Source organism: Paenibacillus praedii, assembly GCF_049725345.1.
Classification (GTDB): Bacteria; Bacillota; Bacilli; order Paenibacillales; family Paenibacillaceae; genus Pristimantibacillus.
Genome location: NZ_JBMWAM010000002.1, coordinates 245,725 through 269,206 on the forward strand (window position 1 = coordinate 245,725; position 23,482 = coordinate 269,206).

At 47.2% G+C, this 23,482-nt stretch carries 21 protein-coding genes and 1 other RNA gene; 2 read left to right on the forward strand and 20 right to left on the reverse strand.

Features of this window, described 5'->3' with window-relative positions; all coding sequences use genetic code 11:
- Positions 1-142: 142 nt before the first annotated feature.
- From helD to ACO9K6_RS03840, 3 genes are all read right to left on the reverse strand, one after another.
- The gene (helD, locus tag ACO9K6_RS03830; protein WP_424766206.1) at positions 143-2,470 is read right to left on the reverse strand and encodes an RNA polymerase recycling motor HelD; all 2,328 of its coding nucleotides are present in this window, start codon (positions 2,468-2,470) and stop codon (positions 143-145) included.
- A 171-nt stretch (positions 2,471-2,641) separates the two neighbouring features.
- A complete protein-coding gene (locus ACO9K6_RS03835; protein ID WP_424766207.1) occupies positions 2,642-4,951 on the reverse strand; it encodes an alpha/beta hydrolase family protein in 2,310 nt (769 codons plus the stop codon).
- Positions 4,951-5,739: an ABC transporter ATP-binding protein gene (locus ACO9K6_RS03840; RefSeq protein WP_424766208.1), complete on the reverse strand. Its 789-nt coding sequence runs from the start codon at positions 5,737-5,739 to the stop codon at positions 4,951-4,953. The genes ACO9K6_RS03835 and ACO9K6_RS03840 overlap by 1 nt, the downstream gene beginning before the upstream one ends.
- A gap of 158 nt (positions 5,740-5,897) precedes the next feature.
- Here ACO9K6_RS03840 and ACO9K6_RS03845 point away from each other — a divergent pair, with 158 nt between their 5' ends.
- Positions 5,898-6,527: a GTP pyrophosphokinase gene (locus tag ACO9K6_RS03845; protein ID WP_424766209.1), complete on the forward strand. Its 630-nt coding sequence runs from the start codon at positions 5,898-5,900 to the stop codon at positions 6,525-6,527.
- 57 nt (positions 6,528-6,584) lie between these two features.
- Here ACO9K6_RS03845 and ACO9K6_RS03850 read toward each other — a convergent pair whose 3' ends face one another.
- Genes ACO9K6_RS03850 through ACO9K6_RS03860 form a run of 3 tightly spaced genes read right to left on the reverse strand, consistent with a single transcriptional unit; the run spans position 6,585 to position 7,775 of the window.
- Positions 6,585-7,001 carry a hypothetical protein gene (locus ACO9K6_RS03850; RefSeq protein WP_424766210.1) on the reverse strand — a complete coding sequence of 139 codons (417 nt, stop codon included), beginning with the start codon at positions 6,999-7,001 and terminating at the stop codon, positions 6,585-6,587.
- A gap of 6 nt (positions 7,002-7,007) precedes the next feature.
- A complete protein-coding gene (locus ACO9K6_RS03855; protein WP_424766211.1) occupies positions 7,008-7,220 on the reverse strand; it encodes a DUF1540 domain-containing protein in 213 nt (70 codons plus the stop codon).
- Between the two features lie 54 nt (positions 7,221-7,274).
- Entirely contained in the window at positions 7,275-7,775 is a 501-nt protein-coding gene (locus ACO9K6_RS03860) for a YpuI family protein (RefSeq protein ID WP_424766247.1), read from the reverse strand.
- Between the two features lie 173 nt (positions 7,776-7,948).
- On the opposite strand from ACO9K6_RS03860, the gene ACO9K6_RS03865 reads away from it, so the two are divergent.
- Positions 7,949-9,799 (forward strand): S8 family peptidase, encoded by a 1,851-nt coding sequence (locus tag ACO9K6_RS03865; protein WP_424766212.1) that lies wholly within the window; start codon positions 7,949-7,951, stop codon positions 9,797-9,799.
- Between the two features lie 87 nt (positions 9,800-9,886).
- Here ACO9K6_RS03865 and rnpB read toward each other — a convergent pair.
- The 14 genes from rnpB to ACO9K6_RS03935 all read right to left on the reverse strand — a co-directional run bounded on the left by rnpB (position 9,887) and on the right by ACO9K6_RS03935 (position 23,454).
- Positions 9,887-10,293, reverse strand: an RNA gene (rnpB, locus tag ACO9K6_RS03870) — RNase P RNA component class A.
- A gap of 74 nt (positions 10,294-10,367) precedes the next feature.
- Positions 10,368-11,489, reverse strand: a complete 1,122-nt coding sequence (locus tag ACO9K6_RS03875) for a Nif3-like dinuclear metal center hexameric protein (RefSeq protein WP_424766213.1) — start codon at positions 11,487-11,489, stop codon at positions 10,368-10,370.
- Complete coding sequence (locus tag ACO9K6_RS03880; protein ID WP_424766214.1) at positions 11,465-12,238, reverse strand: tRNA (adenine(22)-N(1))-methyltransferase; 774 nt, start codon at positions 12,236-12,238, stop codon at positions 11,465-11,467. Before ACO9K6_RS03880 ends, ACO9K6_RS03875 begins: the two co-directional genes overlap by 25 nt.
- On the reverse strand, positions 12,238-13,074 hold the full coding sequence (locus ACO9K6_RS03885) for a hypothetical protein (RefSeq protein ID WP_424766215.1): 837 nt from the start codon (positions 13,072-13,074) through the stop codon (positions 12,238-12,240). Before ACO9K6_RS03885 ends, ACO9K6_RS03880 begins: the two co-directional genes overlap by 1 nt.
- A 122-nt stretch (positions 13,075-13,196) precedes the next feature.
- Positions 13,197-14,333: an RNA polymerase sigma factor RpoD gene (gene rpoD, locus ACO9K6_RS03890; protein WP_424766216.1), complete on the reverse strand. Its 1,137-nt coding sequence runs from the start codon at positions 14,331-14,333 to the stop codon at positions 13,197-13,199.
- Between the two features lie 18 nt (positions 14,334-14,351).
- A complete protein-coding gene (gene dnaG, locus ACO9K6_RS03895; protein WP_424766217.1) occupies positions 14,352-16,205 on the reverse strand; it encodes a DNA primase in 1,854 nt (617 codons plus the stop codon).
- A 41-nt stretch (positions 16,206-16,246) separates the two neighbouring features.
- Positions 16,247-16,723 (reverse strand): YaiI/YqxD family protein, encoded by a 477-nt coding sequence (locus tag ACO9K6_RS03900; protein ID WP_424766218.1) that lies wholly within the window; start codon positions 16,721-16,723, stop codon positions 16,247-16,249.
- Between the two features lie 74 nt (positions 16,724-16,797).
- On the reverse strand, positions 16,798-17,613 hold the full coding sequence (locus tag ACO9K6_RS03905; RefSeq protein ID WP_424766219.1) for a pyruvate, water dikinase regulatory protein: 816 nt from the start codon (positions 17,611-17,613) through the stop codon (positions 16,798-16,800).
- Between the two features lie 53 nt (positions 17,614-17,666).
- Positions 17,667-19,748: a glycine--tRNA ligase subunit beta gene (glyS, locus tag ACO9K6_RS03910; protein WP_424766220.1), complete on the reverse strand. Its 2,082-nt coding sequence runs from the start codon at positions 19,746-19,748 to the stop codon at positions 17,667-17,669.
- Positions 19,741-20,628 (reverse strand): glycine--tRNA ligase subunit alpha, encoded by an 888-nt coding sequence (glyQ, locus tag ACO9K6_RS03915; protein ID WP_424766221.1) that lies wholly within the window; start codon positions 20,626-20,628, stop codon positions 19,741-19,743. The genes glyS and glyQ overlap by 8 nt, the downstream gene beginning before the upstream one ends.
- A gap of 380 nt (positions 20,629-21,008) precedes the next feature.
- Complete coding sequence (gene recO, locus ACO9K6_RS03920) at positions 21,009-21,752, reverse strand: DNA repair protein RecO (protein ID WP_424766222.1); 744 nt, start codon at positions 21,750-21,752, stop codon at positions 21,009-21,011.
- A 74-nt stretch (positions 21,753-21,826) separates the two neighbouring features.
- Positions 21,827-21,988, reverse strand: coding sequence for a YqzL family protein (locus ACO9K6_RS03925; protein WP_424766223.1), 162 nt, complete (start codon positions 21,986-21,988; stop codon positions 21,827-21,829).
- A gap of 99 nt (positions 21,989-22,087) precedes the next feature.
- Positions 22,088-23,011: a GTPase Era gene (gene era, locus ACO9K6_RS03930; RefSeq protein WP_424766224.1), complete on the reverse strand. Its 924-nt coding sequence runs from the start codon at positions 23,009-23,011 to the stop codon at positions 22,088-22,090.
- 8 nt (positions 23,012-23,019) lie between these two features.
- Positions 23,020-23,454 carry a cytidine deaminase gene (locus ACO9K6_RS03935; RefSeq protein ID WP_424766225.1) on the reverse strand — a complete coding sequence of 145 codons (435 nt, stop codon included), beginning with the start codon at positions 23,452-23,454 and terminating at the stop codon, positions 23,020-23,022.
- Between the last annotated feature and the right edge of the window lie 28 nt (positions 23,455-23,482).

Here is a 23,482-nt window from a genome sequence, read left to right on the forward strand (position 1 = left end):
TGCCCGAAACCGAAAAAAAACGACAATATTCTCCAGGCTGCGGAACGGAAAATTATAAAAGCCCCAAAGGCTGACAGCAGAGCTGATCGCCTCGGAGCTAGAAATCAATGTTTATGAGATACAGCCTGAAATTAGAAAAGCTTCATTTGATAAAGGCTGTAAGCTCCTTAGTGTAATAAAGATGAAGCTCGTGCATAGCCCTTGTACATGCTGTGTAGAAGAGCTTTCTTTCACTCTCCTTTCCATAACATGCATTCGAAGCATCACTAATTATGACTGCATCAAATTCAACGCCCTTGGCCAAATAGGATGGTATGACCAGAACTCCTTTCTCGAAGGTTACGGTCTCTTTATCGATGAGAAGCAATTTAGGAAAATGCTCTCGAAGCTCCTGATACACGCGTTTACTCTCTTCAGCCGTTTTGCAGATGACAGCAATGGATGGATAGCTGGCATTTACCAATTGCTCTATTCGATCCTTAATAGCGAGAATGGCATTCGCTTCGTCCTCCACTCGCGTAATCGTCGGCTCCGCGCCATCTCGATTAAAGGGCTCGATGCGATCGCCGCCTTCAATCATTTTGCTCGTGAATGCGACGATTGGACGAGTAGAGCGATAGCTTCTTGTCAATTCAATCTTCTCTGTCTCTGCCTCGCTGTAAAGCTCTGACAATGGCTCGAAGCCATTGCCGGAAAGAGAATGAGCGAAGATCGATTGATTCAAGTCACCGAGTACCGTCATCTTGCAATTTGGAAATATTCGCTTCAAGTAATGGTATTGGAACGGTGAGTAATCCTGGGCCTCATCAATGAATAAGTGTTTAACGATCGCATTAGTTTGGAATCCCTCGAGCTTTTCCTTCAAATATAAGTATGGGGTAGCATCCTCGTAGTAAATTTCTCCGCGATCCAGCATGGCAGTCGTTTGTTTGCTTATTTCCTGCCAACGCTCCGGCAGTTGAAGCTCTTCACCGTTTAATCGCTCAAGCAAAGAATAATCCCCATCGAACAATCTCCGGTAAATCGAAGGGATATTCAGAAACGATAGTCGCTTCACCCGTTTTCGCAGCTTCTTGAACTGCTCCTGTACAACACTTGCCGCTAAATAATCCTTCTCCGCTTCAAAATCATCAAACGAATTTCCTGCAAACCGATCTTTTTTCTGCAGCTCCTCGTAAGCATGCGCATAAGCTTCCTGATCAAGCAGCTCGATTTGCTCCTGTACCCAATTCTGCTCTCGCTCTGCTTTGCTCAGCTTCGTCAATTGTTTTAACAGCCATTCTGCTGTCAAGCGCATGCGATTCCCTATTGAGGTCGTACGATCAAGCGCATAGAACTGCTCCGCGATTTCCGCATCGCTGATCAGTGTACGCCCGCGAAACTTTATAGACTTGAAGGAAAGACCGGATTGCCCAAGCTCCTCGGCGTACCTATCGATCAGCTTCATAAACGACAAGCCGGATTTATAGGCAATGGCCTCCATTCTTGCATCATAGCCTAGCTCGTTCACGGCTCTCAACGTATATTCCATTTGCGAGTAGGGATCCTCTAATGCAAACATTTTGCCAAGCCTGTGCTCCAAATACTGCTGGTACGTCGTTTGCTGCATATTTTGCTCGCCCAGCTCGGGAAGTACTGTTGCCACATAGCTGTTAAACATCGGATTCGGTGAGAATAAGACGATCTGATCAGCCATTATAATACCCCGATAACGATATAGCAAATAAGCGACACGCTGAAGCGCGGCAGACGTTTTCCCGCTGCCAGCCGAGCCTTGCACGATAAGCAGTCTCGCTCGCTCATTACGGATGATCCGATTCTGCTCACGCTGAATGGTTGCGACAATACTTTTCATTTGCGCATCGGACTGCTTGCCGAGCACCTCCTGCAGCAGCTCATCGCCGATGGTTACACCGGTATCGAACATTCCGCGGATTTTGCCGCTTCGAATCATATACTGACGCTTCAGCGTCATTTCTCCATGAATGGAACCGCTAGGCGTCTCATATTGGACCGGGCCAGGTCCATAATCGTAATAGAGGCTGGACACCGGAGCGCGCCAATCATAAATTAAATAGTCATAGCCGTTCTCATCCAATAATGAGCCTACACCCAAGTAAATACGCTCTGTCATCGACTGGTTCCGCTCTATAAGATCGATTCTTCCGAAGTAAGGCGATTGCTCCAGCTTCAATAAGGTAGAAAGCTGTTCCTGCGCATGCCGATGGCTCCGCTCCCGCTCCGAAAGCACCTCGGCCTGCTGCTTCATACTGGCGTGGGATTCCGCTGATTCGGCGGCATCCTCGAAATTTACGGTAACATCGTCCCAAAAATTACGCCGAATATCGACAATATCCTCACGCATACCGCCAACCTGCTTTTGAAGCTCCTCGATACGTTCGCGAATCAATTTCGTTACAGCTTCTACGCGTCGCTGCTCTTCTTCCAGCTGCTCATTCGGATTATTCATATGCAATCACTCCTTCAATTTAGGTGTGGGAAAGTATTATCGGTCTCATGTGAACCGTTTATAATATCGAAGGCTTAAAATCGATCGTTGAACTATTGATTATAACATACTGCGGATCGAAGAACACAAAGAGCGGGCTGCCAACCGCCGACATCCCGCTATTGCTATTTTTTATAGAGGCATAAAGCCTATGTCATCGAGCATGACCTTCCCAGGTCCATTCCGAAAGTGGAACGTAATGCGACTAATATCTTCAGCAGCAAACATGGATTGTTCCGATTCAAAAGCTTCTATTGGGACGATATAGGTTTGAAATACCGGCTCTGCCGCTTCCTTGTATTTCTTATCCTTCACCCGCTTTTCGAGCCAAGCGATTGACATGAACGCGATATAAGAAGACGGCTGAACAGGCATGATTTCCTCTAACTCAAGCGCACTTGTGCGGCCGTCTTTCGTTGTAAGCTCAATGTCCAACAGTGGCAGCGGCGGAAGCTCTCTCTCACCCAGGCCGACTTCAGCCTGTTCATCCTCAGACTTCTCGGGGCTAATCAAGTCTCGTTCAAGATTAGCCATGGAGAATACGAGGCTAGCGTCATCCATTCCTTCCGCGTTGTCGCTCATATAAGATGAAAGCTCCAGCTTGTATTCCGCCCCCGGATCCTCCCACTCGAGCTCAATCCCCTTTGTTCCTTTGTTGTTGCGATCACGATCCTCAGCAGCGGCAATTTTCCATTCCGTCATTTTTTCGACAGACGCTTTGCCTCCATCCTTCAGCACAGCTTTGCTATTTCCATCATCAAATCGAGTTAGTTCGATAAATTCCGCATCCTCATAACGATTCGTATAGACCGTTTCCGGCAGCCATTCCATTCCGCTCCGATAGTCCCGGAACAATTCCTTGTATTCAGCTTGACCTTGCAGCGTCACTTGCAGGAAGGCCGATATATATACCTTTGAAATTTGACGCTGCTCCTCGCCCTCCATAAGACTTTCACGGTCTAAAAATAACCCGCCAGGAGATCGTTCATCCATACGGCCCCAATCCGTATTAAACTGGCTGTGGTTCGCATCCGCGATATATAAGGCTGCTTTAAACTTATCTGCTTCCTGATCAAAGATGGTCCTGGTATACTGACGATCTCCATAAAAATTGTTCACATCCGCATCTCTGCCACCCTGCAGCGTCAAATAATTGACATTAACCAATCGAGCGGATTTATCATCCACTTTCTTATCCGTGGGCGCAATGGCAACAACCGACTCGATGTGGATGCCGGCCAAGCTGTCCAGTGATTGATCATCCTTGAACCAGCGATCCGCATCTGCAGCCATAGCTACCGCTTGGCCGCCACGAGAATGTCCTATTAACGCGACTCTGCTAAAATCAACTCGCCCCTCAAATGGATTGCCGCTCTCGCTATTCAACTGCTTGATCTGCTGCAAGTGCTTAAGCAGCAACCAAGCTCTCATCTTCATATCGTGATTCGGGATACCAGACCATACCGAATAATTGAAAAAATTCTCATCGACAGATACAGCGATCATCCCTTTGCTTGCCAGTAATTCACCTATGTAAGCATACCCGCTGTCGGAGAAATGCTCCATGAGATGATTACCATGCACTATCAGGACAAGTGGAAACTCACCCTCGCCTTTCGGCAGCCATACCTGACCGTTTAATGGAAGCTGATGCTGATCAAAGCCCCAAAAAAATTTTTTTAACCGCGGCCATTTCGTAATGTACGAGGAGGCATCTACAGCAGTGGTCAGCACATCTACCTCATCGCTAAACCAAGCTCTATGCTTATCCTTCCCGCTGCCGTAAGTGAAAGACTCAAAAGCAAAATTCCCCCAATCGGCAGGATCCGGCGCCTGCAGCAATTGCACTCTCTCGGCAGTCTGATTCACCGCTTCTCTCTGCGGCATTACGGCAGGACCCGGCCAGTCTATGAATACATATACGCCAGCAAATAGAATAGCAGCTGATAGTCCGATCAAACCCTTATATTTCGGCTTGACCGGCATACGAAGCAGCAGCCCTAATAAGCAGCCTGCCAAAGAACCTATTAACGCAAACGCTGCCGATAATACAATAGACATCAAAATACCAAAATCAGCAAAATATAAAATAAGATAGGTTTGTAAAGCGACATAGAGCAGCACAGAAGCAAATCTTCTTGGCACCGGAATATACAGCAGAGAAAATATAATAGTTACTACATAGGCTGCCAAACTCATTGCAATCAAATTCATGGTCAAAAAAATAATAATGTCAATAGCAGTACCAAAACCAGTCGGCACGCCAAGCACGGCAGCAAGCATCGATAACGATCCAAATGCTGCAGTACTTCCAGAAGCCGTGCGCCATAAGAACGTATCACGAATATTTCGACAGCTGTAACGTGCAGCCAGCCAACCCTTGAATCTTTGAAGCTTGCTCCCGCTCGGCTCAGGCAGCTGCAGCTGGGGATCTTGCAGCATTAATTCCATAATGCACCTTTAACAGAAAGCCAGCTTCTCCCGTCACGCTTGTCGATCTCTACCGGTACGTCAAAAAACCGACTCATGGTTTCGGAGGTCAGCACATCGGCGGTCTCCCTCGCTTCAAACACTTGTCCTTCTTTTATAAGGAGCGTCTTCGTAAAGCACGGCAATATTTCCTCCACATGGTGGGTAACATAGATGATGGTTGGCGCATCTTGTTGCCTTGCGATTGCTCCGATCATTTGCAGCAGCTGTTCTCTCGCAAACACATCAAGCCCCGTGCAGGGCTCATCCAAAATCAGCAGACTTGGCGATGCCATAAGCGCGCGCGCAATGAGAATACGCTGCCGTTCACCTTGCGAGAGTGTATCATAGGTACGCTCAATCAAAGCTGCGCAGCCAAGATCGTTCATTAACGATTCTGCTTTACGGACATCACGTTCGTCCGTCTGATCATACAATCCGATCGTCGCAAATTTGCCGCTTAGCACGATCTTGAGCGCATTCTCGCTGCCATAAAGCTTTTGCTGCAGCGAGGTGCTGACCCAGCCGATCTCCTTGCGCAGTACTCGCAGATCAAATTCTCCGAATTTTTTGCCCAGTACGGACATACTTCCTTCAGTTGGCCATATATAGCCATTAATCATATTTAGAAGCGTTGATTTACCTGAACCATTCAGTCCAAGCAGACACCAATGCTCGCCTTTGCTGACGCTCCAATTTATATTTTGCAAAATCATTTTGTTCCCGCGATCCCAAGTTACGTTCTGAATGTCAATGATCATCGGTTCCCTCTCCCGTCTGCAGCCATTCCTTATCGTCGCTTCATTTGACTTCAATATTATTATAGACCATTATTATAATACAACGTTTCTAGCTTGTCTGAAATTTTCCAAATCAATATTCAAGAAAAACTATTCGTAATTGCAGGAGTGAACACCTTATGAAAACCGATCAGCTAAAGCAATGGGCTCATTTTTTTCTGACTTATAAATTCGCACTGGATGCCGTAGAAACGAAGCTGAACATCTTAAATGAAGAATTTCAATTTATTCACGACTATAATCCAATCGAGCATATGAAAACAAGAATCAAAGCACCGGAAAGCGTGATGAAGAAGCTGCGCCGCAAAGGGCTGGATATTACGCTGGAGGATGCTAAGGCGCATATCCGGGATATTGCCGGTGTTCGCATCATTTGCTCCTTCTCTACCGACATTTATCAGATTGTGGATATGATTAGCAAGCAAAATGATGTGCGTGTCGTCGAAGTCAAAGATTATGTAATAAACCCTAAGCCAAATGGCTACCAGAGCATCCATTTAATCATTGAGATCCCTGTCTTTCTGACGGACCGTTCAGAAAATGTGCTCGTAGAAATTCAAATTCGTACGATCGCGATGGATTTTTGGGCTAGTTTAGAGCATAAGATCTATTATAAATTTAATGAACAAATTCCGCCACATATTCAGCAGCAGCTCAAAGGTTCAGCCGAGATGATTGATTCGCTTGACAAGCAAATGCTTGCGCTTAATGTGGAGGTGCAAAAGCATCGTGAGCAGGCATTAAAATAAAAGCAGAAGCTCCCTTCTTTTCGGAAAGGAGCTTCTGCTTTTTTTTGTGTAAAATATTCAAGTAATCGCGTAATACAAGGGCACAATGATAAGATTTAATGCCAGTGCGATAAGTCCAATCGCCATGGCCCAGCCGCCAAGCGCGCGCGCGCCCTGCCGGTAGGCAATAAAGCCGAGTACCGCAGCAGTTACGCCAAGCAATACGGGCCATATAAACCATGACGCTACTGCAAATACAAGTGAAACCCAGCCAAGCGCAAATCCACCAGTTTCCGTGTCCACCCGCTCAGCGCGATCGGTATCGTGTTCCTCTCTGCGCGTTGCATCTACAATTGGACCGCCAACCGCGAAATCAGCGCCCATTTCTTCATTAACGTTGAGCAGTTTATCTTCTCCTACAATCTTACGGTTAGCCGTGTCCAAACGGCTGCGCTTCTCTAACAGCTTCTTATAATCATCTTCATACTTACCCATTGACCATCACTCCTTAGGTTTAAAGGTCTGGCAGCATGTTGCGGCAGATTGCTCTGCTTCATCCTCATGAAATAATCCAAGATGGTCTCCGGCAAATTCTTCGTTAAAATGCGCGCCAGCATGCTGATCAATTTCAATATTTATTTCATCAGCACTGCAATTGTTGCCTTCCTTCCAGAAGCCGCAGTTAGCTACGCTACAGGACACGCCCTTTGGCATAAAAAAATCACCTCCGTTATCAAGTTTCCCTGACTGAAGGTGATTCATTCTGCCTTATTTTTGTCCTTGCATACGGCGCTGCGTCATGTAGTCATTTTCGTAATAGGCTAATTCGTCGCGCAGCTCCTCGTAAATTTTTGAAATTCCAAGTACGATATTGCGTGCATCGCGAACCGGCTTGTACCTGAAGCGAATAGCATCCTGGCCCGTATAGGCATAGCGGCCGTCCTCAGAATAGCATTCGTTTTTCGGATAGAAAAATGCGCTAACGCATTGATGGTAAACCTCATACAGGACGCGTTCCGCATAATCAGTATCAAAATTGGGCCGTCTGAGCAACACTCCCAGCTTTTCAACCGAAACCTCAGAAAACACCAATAAATGTCTCAAATCTGATAAAAGTCCTTTGTAAAAAGTTTGTGCAACCTCACCATTATCTTCACTAGTCAATTGAAGCAGCGAATTGTTGTTAAGAAACGGTTCGAGTTGGTTTACCGCATCCTTCAGTTTTGAACGTGTTGATTCAGTTAGCGCTTTGACGTTAGCAGATGACATATAGGTAGATCCCCTTTCATAATCCAAGCAAGCTAAAAAAACTACAATCATATTCATCCTACCACAAATTACTTATAGATGGTACTGGCGATTACTGCTTTTGTCCGCATATTTTCATCCATAAAATCCGAAGCTAAAGATTAGTAACCAGTTCGATAATGGAGGTCTCAAGCATGAGAAAAAAATGGATAGCCGCTTTTTCAATTTTAGCCGCCGCTGCATTACTTATACCTATAACGCTATTTTTTGCCCCTGGTGTTGATAAAACGCCGCAATACTCAAAATCATCAAGCTTCTCAGCCAAACGGGAACACACGTTGAAGCTTGCGGCACTGCAGCAGGACGTTAACGCAACTGCGATGCTTTGCACGACTGAATGCGCTAAAGATTTTCAGAAGTTAATGCATTCAAGCGCTGGTTCAAAGCCGGAAGCAGAAAAGCAAGTCAAGCAGATGATGAACGAGCATATGCATATGAGCTACATTAGTTGGATTTCCGGCGATCGCAGCGTAAATCGCGGCCACATTCCAAAAACTACCAAGGGACAAGCTGAAACCTTTGTCGCTGCTGCCAAAGCCCAGGTAGGCAAGGGCGCTAAATATGAATCTCCGCGCTTTACAGCAGCAGACGGAAGCAAGTATATGGTGCTTGGCGTGCCTGATTCTAAGCATGTCGGCATTGGCGTTGTTGGGGTTATCAAGCAAGATATATTGAAGTCCGTTGAAAAGCATCAAATGCGCAACCTAAGACTCATTCCATATCCTGCGGAAGGCAATTACAAAATCGAATCTGTAAAGCCTAATTCCACCATCGATACAACTGTGCAAACGGGTGAGGATAATGGTAACGCCAGCCATTATCACATTCGCGACGTTGTCGTTCATTTCGCCAAGCCGATGTCCAATGCCGACCTGCAGAAGGTTCAAAGAGATATCCATGCGGAATCCATGAAACGGTTAGGCGACACTTATGTGTTCCGGTCAAAAAGCCTGGAAACCAAACAGCTTGTTCAGTACTTCAAAGAAGCTTGGCAGACAGAATATACCGAGCCGCACTACTTGTACTTGACGAATGAAACGACTGAAACCATTATTCCAAATGATGCCCTCTATTCGGAGCATCAATGGAACTTGCCTTCTATTGAAGCGGAGAAGGGCTGGAACGTATCCAAAGGTGATGAAGCGGTTATCGTCGCTGTGCTGGATACCGGCGTCCAAAGCAATCATCCCGATCTTCAGGGCAAGATCACGAATGGCATTAATATAATAAACGAGGATGCAGCCCCTGATGATGATGTAGGCCACGGCACTCATGTTTCCGGAATAATTGGAGCTACCGTCAACAATGGCGAAGGTGTAGCGGGAGTTTCCTGGTATAACAAAATTATGCCTGTCAAGGTGCTGGACAGCAGCGGTGCAGGCTCTACCTATTCTGTTGCTCAAGGTATTATTTGGGCAGTTGATCATGGTGCTGATGTTATTAATATGAGCCTCGGTAACTATGCGCAAGCAGATTTTTTGCATGACGCAATTAAGTATGCTTACGATCACGATGTGGTCCTCGTTGCGGCAAGCGGCAACGACAATACAGATCGTCCAGGCTATCCAGCCGCGTATCCTGAGGTATTCGCGGTTGCGTCCACCAATAGCAACAAGGAGAAATCGTCGTTCTCCAACTTTGGCAATTACATTGACGTGGCCGCACCCGGTGACAGCATTGCCAGCACTTACCCAGGCAGCCAATATGCAGCATTGTCAGGCACATCTATGGCAAGTCCCCACGTTGCCGCGCTTGCCGGGCTTATACGTTCCGTGAACCCGGATTTGTCCAACGTTGAGGTGATGGAAATAATGCGGAAATCAGCAATCGATTTAGGCACCAAAGGCAAAGATAATTATTTTGGCTACGGAGAGATAGACGTTGATCGCGCTTTGCATGCGGCCTCTTCCTTCGGTGGAACACTTCAAACCTATCCCGATCAGGTTAAGCGCAGGCTCGATCGCATTACAGCCAAATATCAATAGGAAGCAGCAATCGCATTAGCAGTCTAAATTCAGCATACAATAAAGCCCCCTTCTGATGTGAAGGGGGCTTTCTGTTATTATAATCGTGCGGAAAGTTTGCCTTAAGCCGGGTTCTGTACTTCTAGTGGTCCAAACGGGAACGACCCTCCCACGATGAAGCGACAATCATCTATCTAGGCCGTACATTGCTGCACGGCTCCAGCAACCAACCCGGACGCGCCTCAGGCTAAGGCTGCAGCATTTCTGCTGCCGCGTCCTCTCGGTCTTGCTCCAGATGGGGTTTACCAGGAACATAGTCACCTATGCTCCTCGTGGTCTCTTACACCACGGTTCCACCCTTACCTGATCCGGCGTAAAGCCGGCCATCGGCGGTCCATTTCTGTGGCACTATCCTTCAGCTCGCGCTGACTGGACGTTATCCAGCATCCTGCCCTGTGGAGCCCGGACTTTCCTCTCGCGGCAACAAGGCCGCCAGCGATTGTCTGTCAAACTTTCCGTGTGCATCGTTAAGTATACAAGCATTTTCAAAAAACCTCAACCCTGAAACGTATACCAGAGCTGCTGAATATTACATAAAAGTGAATGGCTCGGTATTTAATGCAGAAGCAACCGCAATGGTCTCATATTTGCTGCCCGCAAGTTGTTCGTTAAGCCAGCTCGCGACACGTGTCTTCATAACCTTCTCAATGTTATGTCCCGGGTCAATGATCGTCATGCCGGCAGCCAGCGCATCATGTGCAGTATGGTAATCAATATCGCCTGTAACTAGAACATCCGCCCCTGCAAACATAGCATGCCGAACATATCTTGCTCCCGATCCCCCAAGTACAGCCGCTTTACGTACGATACGATCCAGCGGCCCGACAACGCGGACGGTAGAAACGTCGAAGACTTGCTTCGCATGTTCAGCAAGCTTGCCTAGCGTTATCGGCTGCTCAAGCTTGCCGGCTCGACCCAACCCGAACGAGCGGCCCTTCAAATCTACGGAATAAAGATCATAAGCAACCTCTTCATAAGGATGTGCCTTCAGCATCGCCTGAACGGCTTTGCGATGGACGCTGTTAAGGACGATTGTCTCGATTCGTATTTCTTCCGCCTTCTCGAGCAATCCTTGCTTACCGATATAAGGTGTAGTGCCAGGTCCTGGTACGAATGTTCCTGTTCCTTTAATATTGAAGCTGCAATGGCTATAGCTGCCTATATTACCAGCGCCAGCGCGCCATAACGCCTCCAGAACCTGTTCATGGTGACTTTCAGGGACAAATACGACAAGCTTGTAAAGCTTATCTGTATGAACCTCCTCTAGACACTCACGGCCTTTCGGTACAATACCGATCTGGTCTGCAAGCCAGTCGTTGATGCCGCCGTCAGCAACATCAAGATTGGTATGAGAAATATAAACGGCAATGTCGTGCTTAATCAGCTTCTCATATAACTGACCTGCCGCGGTCGAGGTATCGAGCTTGGCTAGCGGACGGTAAATAATGGCGTGATGAGCGATAATCAAGTCGACGCTTTGCTCGATCGCCTCATCGACTACCGCGTCTGTCACATCAAGCGCAACCATTATTTTTTTGATCGACTTATTCAACGTGCCTAGCTGTAAGCCGATTTTATCATTTTCAACCGCATAATGCTTAGGAGCAAGCTGCTCCATGAACTGAACTACGGTTTGACCATGGGCAAACATCGCAAAACCTCCTCGATCTCGTTCATCTCAGCCTTGAACTGTTCTAGCTTGCGAGCTGCTTCAGGTAATTCCGATCCGGCGAGCTGCTTGCAGATGCGTTCGAGCTTATTAAGCTCATGGCGCCATTTCTTATACAGGACAGGCTGAGGCTCGCGAAGCAGATGGGGACCCATTTGCTTCAACAGCTTAAACTTTGCATCCTCGGAAAGCTCAACTGGGAGAAAGCTTCCATCATACAACGATTCATTTCTATCGAGCACTTCAATTTCTATAACAGCATGAAGGATCTCATAAATTTTTCCATCCTCTTCAAGAATACATTCGTGCTTCAAGTACCAACCATGCTCCAAAAGCCATTCGCGCACGATCTCTTCTCCGACATTCGGCTGCAGTATAAGCTCCTTAATACCATCAAGCTTCCCAACTGTTCGACCTGCTTCAAGAATATCACTCATAAGGCTGCCGCCCATACCCGCTATCGTAATCGTATCGGCCTCTCCAGGCTGCAGCACCTCCAAGCCATCTCCCTGCCGTACGGTCAGACGCTCAGACAGGCCTGCATCCATGCCTTGCTTTCGCGCAGCCTCGTAAGGTCCGCGATTGAGTTCACCTGCAATGGCGACTGGACATTTTTCGATTTGCAGCAAATAAACCGGGAGCATCGCATGATCAGAGCCAATATCTGCAACTCTTGCGCCAGGCGTTACATAATCTGCAATCAATTGCAGACGTTTAGATAATTTCAACATTATATAACCCACACCATCCAATGTTTTCGCATTAAAAATAACATGCCCCCGCCTGCGGCCATCTTCACTAAGAGCTGAAGCTGAAGCAAAATATGCTCATCCGCGAACATCATGCCATATAGCTCCGGCATGAACCACACAATCGCACAGACAAGGAACAGTACAGCGGATACGGGCTTCGACCAGCGATGCACAAACCAACTGCTCCAGCCAAACAACGCCGCAATCGGCAGCCAATAGAGCTGTATTTCATACCATTTGGAATCAACCATAAATTGGGATAAGAGCCACGCATATACGAGCAAAGCAGCCAACCAGCCGCATAAATGCAGCACATGAATCCGAGAGGCTATCCCATAGATGACCCAGAATATAGAACATAATGCCAGCAAGCCTGTTTTCCAGCCCCACTCATCAAGACGATGCTCATTCAGCATATACAGTCCGCCCCCCAGCAGCAAGAGCATTCCCATGCTGGTTAACGCCAATCCGGCAGCTTCATTGCGGCCGCGAAGACGCTGCCCTCTCCACAATAAAATTGAAACGGAAAAAACGACAACTGCCATTTGCATTAACGGATGAAATTCGTTAAAATAAAGCACAACGAAGGAAATTAAGGTAAAAGTTCCAAATGTAAGTAGCCATTGTACACCTGTAGCACGCTGCACTGCCGCAATTGCTTTGCCAACCGTTGTGTACTGCTCGTTCTTTGTCATTTGCGTGTCCTGATCAGCATATAAGTTCAGCAGAAAATCACAATATTGATCCGGCAGCAGCTTGCTTCGGCGCCAGTAATCAATTTCTTTCACGATAATTTGCCGACGTTCCTGATTCATAGAGGTCCATAGTCCCTTCGGTCCCGATTTAAAATTAAATAGTCCTTATGTAGGAGTGCTATGCTGAGAAAAAAGACCTCGCTGCAAGAGCAGAAAGGTCATAATTCATTACGATCAAGCTTTTATTCAAGGAAGTCCTTCAGGCGCTTGCTGCGGCTAGGATGACGGAGTTTGCGTAGAGCCTTCGCTTCAATCTGACGAATACGCTCCCTCGTCACTCCAAATACTTTGCCAACCTCTTCAAGCGTACGAGTGCGTCCATCATCTAGCCCGAAGCGCAGACGAAGCACGTTCTCTTCTCTCTCAGTCAAGGTGTCAAGCACATCTTCAAGCTGTTCCTTTAGCAGTTCGTAGGCTGCAGCATCTGCAGGTGCGAGCGCTTCTTGATCTTCGATAAAATCTCCAAGGTGAGAGTCATCCTCTTCCCCAATCGGCGTCTCGAGTGATACAGGCTCTTGCGCAATTTTCATAATTTCGCGAACCTTCTCCGTACTGAGCTCCATCTCTGCTGCAATTTCCTCTGGTGTCGGTTCACGCCCCAGCTCCTGCAGCAATTGACGCGATACCCGAATCAGCTTATTGATCGTCTCAACCATGTGAACCGGAATCCGGATAGTACGAGCCTGGTCTGCAATCGCACGCGTGATCGCTTGACGAATCCACCAAGTTGCATAGGTACTAAATTTAAAGCCCTTCTGATGGTCAAATTTCTCCACCGCTTTAATCAGACCCATGTTCCCTTCTTGTATTAAATCAAGGAACAGCATTCCTCTACCTACATAACGCTTCGCAATACTGACAACCAGTCGAAGATTCGCTTCCGCAAGTCTACGCTTCGCTTCCTCGTCACCATTTTCGATACGCTGCGCTAGCTCAATCTCATCATCTGCAGACAGAAGAGGTACTCGGCCAATCTCCTTCAAATACATCCGCACCGGATCGTTAATCTTGATACCTGGGGGCAATGCGAGATCGTCATCGAAATTGAAGTCGTCTTGCTCGCGCTCCTGCTCTTCTCCCCCGGCAGCGAGCGGATTATGATTATCCTCATCATTTTCGTTCAAAACCTCGATCCCAAAATCATCGAGCTGCTCAAAAAATTCATCAATTTGCTCTGGATCCTGATCGAATGGGGACAGTTTCTCCAAGATTTCTTTATACGTTAAGGATGACCTCTTCTTGCCCTGTTCGATCAATTGATCCTTTACATGATCTAGTTTTTGTTCAGCATCTAGTTCAGTATGTTGATCATTCGCCATGTTCCGACTCCCTCCCCCTTAGAAACGATCCTCCTGCCTTACTTTAAGCTGTCTCTCTAGGGTTATAATCTCACTTAACATTTGTGCAGCTAATAAAGCATCACCAGCACGTTCGGCACGTACCATTTCTTCTTTCCTTTGCTCGACATCCCGGAATAGCGGAACCTTTATAATATCCTGGATATAAGCATCCATTGTCGTTTCATCAAACGGAAAGTCACTGTCCATCATCAAAATCGAAGCAGCTGTGCGCTCCAAACGGTCATCGTGCAACGTCGCAATAAATCTGCTGGCGTCTGGATCATAGCCCTGTGCATAATAAGCGTATAAATAAGCAGCAAGAGCTGCGTGATCCTCTACATTAAACGCATCGCCTAATCGTTCATGAACCGTCTGAGCAACTTCTCTGTCACGCATCATCACGTGGAGCAGTCTTCGCTCCGCGTAGGTATACGCGGGTTTAAGTGTTGGCGGTCCAGACTTTCTGGGCTTTTCATTCCTACCATTATTCCACGAATTGTCGTTATTATCCCTTTGCGGCTTCTTTTTTTGCAGCTCCTGTCGCTTTTGATGACAGTCCTGCTTTAAGGAATCCAGTGATATTTCGAACTCTCGGGAAAGCTCCTTTAAGTAGACCTCGCGTTCAGTTGAAGAATCAAGCTCAGCTACAATTTCTACTGCCTCCAGCAAATAATTTTTTCTGCCTTCTTCTTTTAGCAGTATATGGTTTTTCCTTGAATATATAAGCTTAAATTTTGTAACGGATACCGTCTGATCTATCGCCTCACGCAAAAAGGCTTCTGGACCATATTCACTTATATAATCATCGGGATCCTTGCCCTTGGGCAGCATCGCCACCGATACTTTAAGACCTGCTGTCTCGAGGAGCGGTATGGATTTATAGGCTGCTGCTTGTCCAGCATCGTCGCCATCATAACAAAGAATGACCTCCTCGGCTTGCCGCCTTAGAATAGCGCTATGCTCCTCCGTTAATGCCGTACCCATTGTGGCTACACCATTCTTCACGCCTGCGTTCCACGATTTGATGACATCCATGTAGCCTTCAAACAAAACGACTTGTTTACTCTTGCGAATAGCCGGCCGCGCGTAATGCAAGTTGTATAGTGTTCTACTCTTCGTAAATAACATTGTCTCCGAGGTATTCAAGTATTTCGGCTGTCCTTCGCCTATAATGCGACCCGCAAACGCGGTAGCTTTGCCGTCTCGATCCCATATCGGAAACATAATGCGATTGCGAAACCGATCCACATACCCGCTCCCGTCCGATTTTGCCGATAGCAATCCGCCCTTCTCCATTAATGCAAGATCAAAATTCCGCTTCGATAAAAATTGCGCAAGCGTATCCCATCCCTCAGGGGCGTAACCGATCATAAAATGGTCAATAAGCTTGTCGCTTAAGTTCCGCTCCCTTAAATACTGCTTCGCTGCCTGCCCATGCTTCGTGTTGTTAAGCAGGTAATGGTACAGCTTTGCGGTCAGCTCATGCGCTTCAATAATCTTGGCTCGATCTGCATCCTGCGGCGTGACTTTGATTCCATCAGGTGAACCCCACGTAATAGGAATCCCCGCGTCCGTTGCAAGTAATCGTACCGCCTCGGGAAAGGAGTAGCCCTCCATTTCCTCTACGAATCGAATCACGTTGCCACCCTTGCCGCAGCCATAGCAATGATAAATTTGGAGCTCCGGCGTAACCGTAAACGAGGGCGTCTTCTCCGAATGGAACGGACATAAACCCTTCATATATTTGCCGTGCTTCGTGAGATGAACGTATTTCCCGACCGTCTCTACGATGTCATGATGCTTGCGTACCGCTTCTATGACCTCTTCCGGTATTTTATTACCGTATGTCATCGTTCATCACCTTCATCCTAGTAACACGTAAATAATATTCGCTATGCGTCATGGTTCTCCTGCTCATTTTGCAAAACTTTTGTCAACTTTTGTTGAAAGCGATCTCGATCCTCATGATTCATTGCCTTTGGTCCTCTTGATTTGCCGCCCGATCGGCGACGCTTGGCAAGCTCATGTCTTCGCTCCATTAAATAATCAATATTCTCGTCTGTATATTGCTCCCCACGGGGAGAAAGCACGATAGCGCCTTTGCCGATCGCTATGCATGCCAATCCAAAATCCTGAGTGATAACAATATCACCGCGCACGATATGATTCACAATATACAGATCGACGGATTGATTGCTTCGGTCGACCTGGACAAGCTGGACGCCGGGCTGCGGGGTAAGCCGATGATCATGCGATGCAACCATAAGGACAGGCGTGGAAAATTGTGTTGCCGTTTCACCTATTTCCGCTTTCACCGGGCATGCATCCGCATCTACGACAATGGTTGGTTTCTTGTACCGAATAATCAATCACCGCTCGTCTTCGTTTTCTTAACCTGTACTATTATATACGGCAAATCTAAAAAAAATCCTGCATTTTCTCTTTATGGCAGTCGCATATATTCCATAATCAGGCTAGCTGTTTCCTCGACAGCGCGATGAGATACATCGATGACCACGCAATCAAGCTTCTTCATTATGGTTTCGGCATATTGAAGCTCTTTTTCAATACGATCCGGCGTAGCGTAGGATGCATTGTTAGGCAAGCCTAGCGCTTTAAGCCTTTCTTTGCGAATCGTATTGAGATAGGGAACAGCAATGGTGAGTCCGATAATTTTGCGCTTCGGAAGCTTAAACAGCTCGTCAGGCGGCTTCAGCTCCGGTACAAGCGGGACATTCGCCACTTTAAACTTCTGATGCGCAAGATACATCGACAGCGGCGTTTTGGAGGTGCGGGAAACGCCGACAAGCACGATATCTGCCTTCAGCACACCAGATGTATCTCTCGCATCATCATATTTAACCGCAAACTCGACCGCTTCAACCTTACGGAAATAATCTGCATCAAGGACATGGTTCAGCCCAGGCTCCTGACGGGATTTTCGCCCCGTTCGCAGCTCCAGCGTTTCGATAAATGAACCCAGAAGATCAATTGCAACAATGTCATGGGCTTCCGCGAGCCTTCGCATGCTGTCTCGAAGCTGTGGGATAACTAATGTATAAAGTACAATCGCCTCCGCCAGCTTTGCTTGCAGCGCAATGCGCTGCAAGCCGGCTTCATCTGTTAAGAAAGGTGCGCGGCGTATCTCGGCATTCATGGGATGAAATTGGGCAATTGCCGCACGTACAACCAGCTCTCCTGTATCACCCGCTGCATCCGATACAACGTATACGATCACTTCAGCTTTTGCATGAACCATAATTCATCGACCTCCTGACACTTACAATAGAAGAAGAAAGAATGTCTGTTCAGCTACCAAACCAGCTTCGAGAAGTCGGCGACGATCGCGATATCCGCAGCGATTCCAGCAAGAGTAGACAGCCGGTTAGCACGAACTGCTTCATCTGGCGACATAACCATGACGTTTTCAAAATAGGCATGAATGTACGGCTTCAGGACTATAAGACTCTGCAATGCTTTCGAAACATCACCCTGCTCGATCGCTTCCCTAAATACCGCTTGCTGCTTCTGCCACTGCTCAAAAAGGTCCTTCTCCACTTGTTCAACGAACAATGAGGGGTCAACTGAAACGGATGCAGCCTTTGCAGCCAGATTGCTGACGCGGTTAAATTGTTCGACTGTTATTTTAAACTCCGCGCGGTCTTCACCAGCAGCATGAGCTTGAACAATCGCAGCACGCTGTACGGCAAAACGCAAATCAGCAAATCCAGAAGCCATCACGGCATCAACGACGTCGTAGCGGACACCTTGCTCGGAGAGCACATTTTTGACGCGAAGCGCGAAGAAATCCGACAAATCCTTACGAATATCTGCTGCTTCGCGTTTCAACCCGCGCTGCAAATGAACCGAAAGCGCCGCATCATAAAGATCATTTAATTGCAGCTTCAGCCCATGCGCCAAAATAATTTGGACGATTCCGGCAGCTTGTCTGCGGAGCGCATACGGATCCTGTGAGCCAGTCGGAATGATGCCGATTGAGAAGCAGCCAACGATGGTGTCGATTTTGTCCGCCAAGCTTACGATTGCGCCGGTCAGCTCGGAAGGGGCACGATCACCTGAGAAGCGTGGTTGATAATGCTCGTTAACCGCCCTCGACACAGAAGAGCTCTCCCCAGCCTTGCGTGCGTAATCCTCTCCCATAATGCCTTGAAGCTCCGGAAATTCATAAACCATTTGCGACACGAGATCAAATTTGCAAATATCGGCCGCACGGCTTACGTCCTGTGCCACTTGCTGGTCAACAAGCAAGTGCTTGCTTAACAGGTCCGCTGTCGTCCGAATTCTTCTTACTTTATCCGCAACTGAACCGAGCTCCTCATGATAGACGATGTTCTCAAGCTTCGTAAGGGCGTGATCGATCGTAAGCTTATGGTCCTCCTCATAGAAGAACTTCGCATCAGACAGTCTGGCGCGCAGTACCTTCTCATTCCCCTTGGCAACAAGCTCGATCGACTTTCGATCACCATTGCGGACGGTAACAAAGTAAGGCTGCAGCTGTCCCTCTCCGTTAAATACCGGGAAATAACGCTGATGCTCACGCATCGACGTAATAAGCACCTCTTGAGGAATATGAAGGAAAGCCGGATCGAAGCCGCCAAATAGCACATTTGGGTATTCGACCAAGAAAAGCACCTCTTCAAGCAAATCTTCTTTGATTGCTATTTCCCAGCCCTTTTCCTTCGCCAGGTCATTAATCTGCTGGATAATGAGCTGCTCGCGCTCACTGACATCGGCAATAACATGCTGCTCACGCAGCTTTTCTACATATTGCGCCGGTTCGAGCACAGTCGTATCCTCGCCAAGGAATCGATGTCCGCGAGATATATTACCGGTTTGAACGCCTGTAATCTCAAATGGAATAACCTCTTGACCAAACAAGGCGACCAGCCAGCGAATCGGGCGAACGAAACGAAGCTCATGACTTCCCCAACGCATATTTTTCGGAAATGACATGGATGTAATAATCGCTAGCAAGCCATCTGGCAAAACAGCCGTTGTAGCTGTTCCAATGCTGCTTTTATTAGCGTATACGTATTCAACACCAGCAAGTTCCTGAAAAAATAGCTGATCCGGTTCTACACCTTGACTTCGAGCGAAGCCTAGTGCTGCTTTACTCCAATTGCCCTGATCATCTTGAGCGATTTTGCGCGAAGGCCCCTTTGCTTCTTCATTCATATCAGTCTGTTTTTCCGCAACCTCATGAATAAGTAAGGCAAGCCGGCGAGGTGTAGCAAAAACTTCAACAGCTCCATATTCGATACGCGAATCAGAAAGCCACTTTACCGTTTTTTCCTTTAGTTGATTCATTGCGCCGCGAACAAATCTTGCGGGAACTTCCTCTAAACCAATTTCCAGCAATAAATCTCTAGTCATGCTGCTCCACTCCTTTCTTCAGCAATGGGAAACCGAGACGCTCTCTCTCCTCGTAATAAGTAGACGCACAAGCACGCGCCAGGTTTCTCACCCTTGTAATATAGCCCGTTCTCTCCGTCACGCTGATTGCTCCGCGAGCGTCAAGCAAGTTAAAGGTGTGTGAGCATTTCAGCACGTAATCATATGCAGGAAACACGAGATGCTGTTCCATCGTTTTCTTTGCTTCCTCTTCATACATGTTGAATAAGGTAAACAGCATAGCCGTGTCCGAAGTTTCGAACGTATATTTCGAATGCTCATATTCTGGCTGCTTGAATACATCCCCGTAGGTTATACCCTCTACCCATTCCAGATCGAATACATTTTCTTTTTGTTGAATATACGAAGCAAGCCGCTCCATTCCATAAGTAATTTCGACCGCAACGGGGTTTGCATCAATTCCGCCAACCTGCTGGAAGTAGGTGAACTGCGTTATTTCCATGCCATCGAGCCAAACTTCCCAGCCAAGCCCCCAAGCGCCAAGCGTCGGCGATTCCCAGTTATCCTCAACGAAGCGGATATCATGGTCATTCGCATCGATACCAAGCTGTTTAAGGCTTTCCAAATAAATCTCCTGAATGTTGTCCGGTGATGGCTTCAAAATAACTTGAAACTGGTGATGCTGATACAGGCGATTTGGATTCTCGCCATAACGGCCATCCGCCGGGCGGCGGGAAGGCTCCACGTAGGCCACATTCCAAGGCTCGGGTCCAATGGAACGCAAGAACGTCATTGGGTTCATCGTACCTGCACCTTTCTCCACATCATAAGGCTGTACGAGAATACAATTTTGCTCAGCCCAGAACTTTTGCAGCGTCAAAATCATTCCTTGAAAATTCATCGTTGTTCCTCTCCTTATTTCACTATTTTCTGTCCATTGACGGACTGCGCTCTGGATCAGCAAAGGCGATAAAATGCCAAAAAAACTCTTGTCTCTACGCCTGCTGCCAGACGTAGGGACGAGAGTTATATCCCGCGGTTCCACCCTACTTGGTTTATCCTTCCCGATAAACCCTCTTGTTCGTTACGACTCCGGAGTGCCGTTTCATCGTATTGTCCATCCAGGCTTTCACTGTTCCCGGCTCGCTAATTCAGTCGACACATCACGATTACTTTCTCCATCATTGTCCAATATTCATAATTCTAATATTGTATGCCTTTTTGCACCGGTTGTCAAACCTTTCGCATAATTAAATAAAACATTACTGCGAGACGAATGACTCACAGAAGCTTATCCAGTTGATCAAGAAAGCTGCGGGATTTCAGTTGAAACCCAAGATGCGTGTCGATCAGCTTGCGCATACATGCTTTCAGCTCCGTCTTCGTCTCAGCCTTTACTGAAATGGCGCCCAGCCTGCGCATATCCAATCTCCGGAACAGCTTGAGCAGCTTATAGGCTCCATCTCCTAGCGGTAAAGCGCTTGGATCCTTTCCGGTACATCTCGCGCACAAAATGCCTCCTGCATAAGCAGATAATTTGAAAGGGCCTACTACATTGCTGCAGCTAACGCACTCATCAAGCTCAGGAGCATAGCCTGATAGATCCAAAATGCGCATCTCATACAAATGAATGACGATTTGTGCATCCTTGCCTTGCTCCAGCGCCGACAAGCACGATTGCAATTGCTCAAAATGAAAGCCGGTTGCTTCATCATCCTGTGTAGAGCGATCGGTTAGCTCCGCCGCATAAGATGCATAAGCAGCCATATCCAGCTGCTCGCGCAAATGATGGTGAGATTCTATAATCTCACCATGATTTAACGTGCCAAGTCCGCTGCTTCGGAAATAAACGAACTCTCCATATGTAAACGGCTGGGCTAGTGATGAATGCTTGCTCTTCACCTTCTTCGCCCCGCGTATAAGCACGCCTGCCTTGCCGTTTGACTTTGTGAGCAGCGTCACGATTTTATTGCCTTCCCCATAATCCATACTTCGTATAACAATGCCCTCTACACGATAAAGCATACCGCTAACTCTCCCCTGAGCGCTTAAAAAATCAACGATTCAACTATCAGCGATTCAATAATTTCAAAAATACGTCAGCTTGTGCTGTCTTCCAGCGCTATGGTAGACGTTTGTTCTTCATCCATTGCTGACGTATCGGAACGGCCTTCCTCTCCAAACTGATTTATTTCTTTATAAAGCATGAAGGATTCGACATCCCCAGTCAACGCAAAATACTTCCACGAAAAATCTCGCATTCGTATTCATCCCTTTCCGCGTCGGAAATGCTGCTCCAGACGGTATTAGGATGCAATAATCAGCTGTCGGCTATCCTTAACAAATTTCGTCAAATATGATCAGTCATGCCGGAAGCCAAGATCCTTCAAAATGCGGTCCTGATTCCGCCAATCCTTCTTCACCTTTACCCATAGCTCCAGGAAGATTCGTGATCCAAGCAGCGCCTCGATGTCCTTGCGCGCTTGCTTTCCGACCTCCTTAAGCAATTCGCCTTTCTTGCCAATAATGATTCCCTTTTGAGAGTCTCTTTCGACAAAAATAACCGCTCCGATATAAACGACGCCATTTTCCTTCACGCGCATATCCTCAATCGTCACCGCAATGGAGTGGGGTATTTCTTCACGAGTCATGTGCAGTATCTTCTCGCGTATCAACTCCGAGCATACGAATTGCTCTGGATGATCGGTAATTTGATCCGCAGGATAATACTGAGGTCCTTCAGGCAAATAACGAGAAATTTGTTCGAGCAAGGTATTGACGTTATTACCCTTGAGAGCCGAGATCGGGATGATTTCCGCAAAATCATGCAGCTCATTATATTGTGTAATCATCGGAAGAAGCTGCTCAGGTTCTACCTTGTCAATTTTGTTCATGACAAGAAATACAGGCGTCTTCACTTTCTTGAGCTGCTCAATAATGAAACGGTCTCCGCCGCCCAAGCCTTCAGAAGCATCGATCAAAAACAATGCAGCCTCCACTTCCTTAAGCGCGCTTTCAGCGGTTTGCATCATATAGTTGCCGAGCTTTGACTGCGGCTTATGAATCCCTGGTGTGTCCAAAAAGACGATTTGTGTATCATTAGTCGTATATACGCCATGGATTTTGTTGCGAGTCGTTTGCGGCTTATCTGACATGATGGCGATCTTCTGACCAATTAAATGATTCATCAAAGTCGATTTTCCCACATTCGGTCTTCCTATAATGGCTACAAAGCCGGAACGGAATTTCTTGCTGTCACGTTCGTTTGAAGTTGGTTTACTCATTCTATTATTTAACGCTCCTCGATTTCTAGTGATGCCGGCGTGAAGGCTCCCGGCAATATATCCGCTACGGTCGCAATCGTCCAATGACCGTGTAAATTTCCCATAATGACTGGCATTTCCGGTGCGCACAGCTCGACTAAAACCTGTCGACAAATTCCGCAAGGCGCTATCGGCCCTTCTGTATCGCCAATCACTGCAATGGCTTGAAATTGTCCCGGACGCTTGCCATCTGCCACAGCGCGAAACAAGGCGGTGCGCTCTGCGCAATTCGTCGGTCCATAGGCAGCATTCTCCACATTGCAGCCATAATGGACATGGCCTTCATCGTCTAGCAGTGCTGCACCAACCTGAAACCTTGAATAAGGAACGTAAGCGCGAATCATCGCTTCCCTTGCCGCATGCAGCAGACTCGTGTACGCTTCTGACAATCCTGCATATTCCATCGTGATATCCCCCCATTCCTTCAGTCCA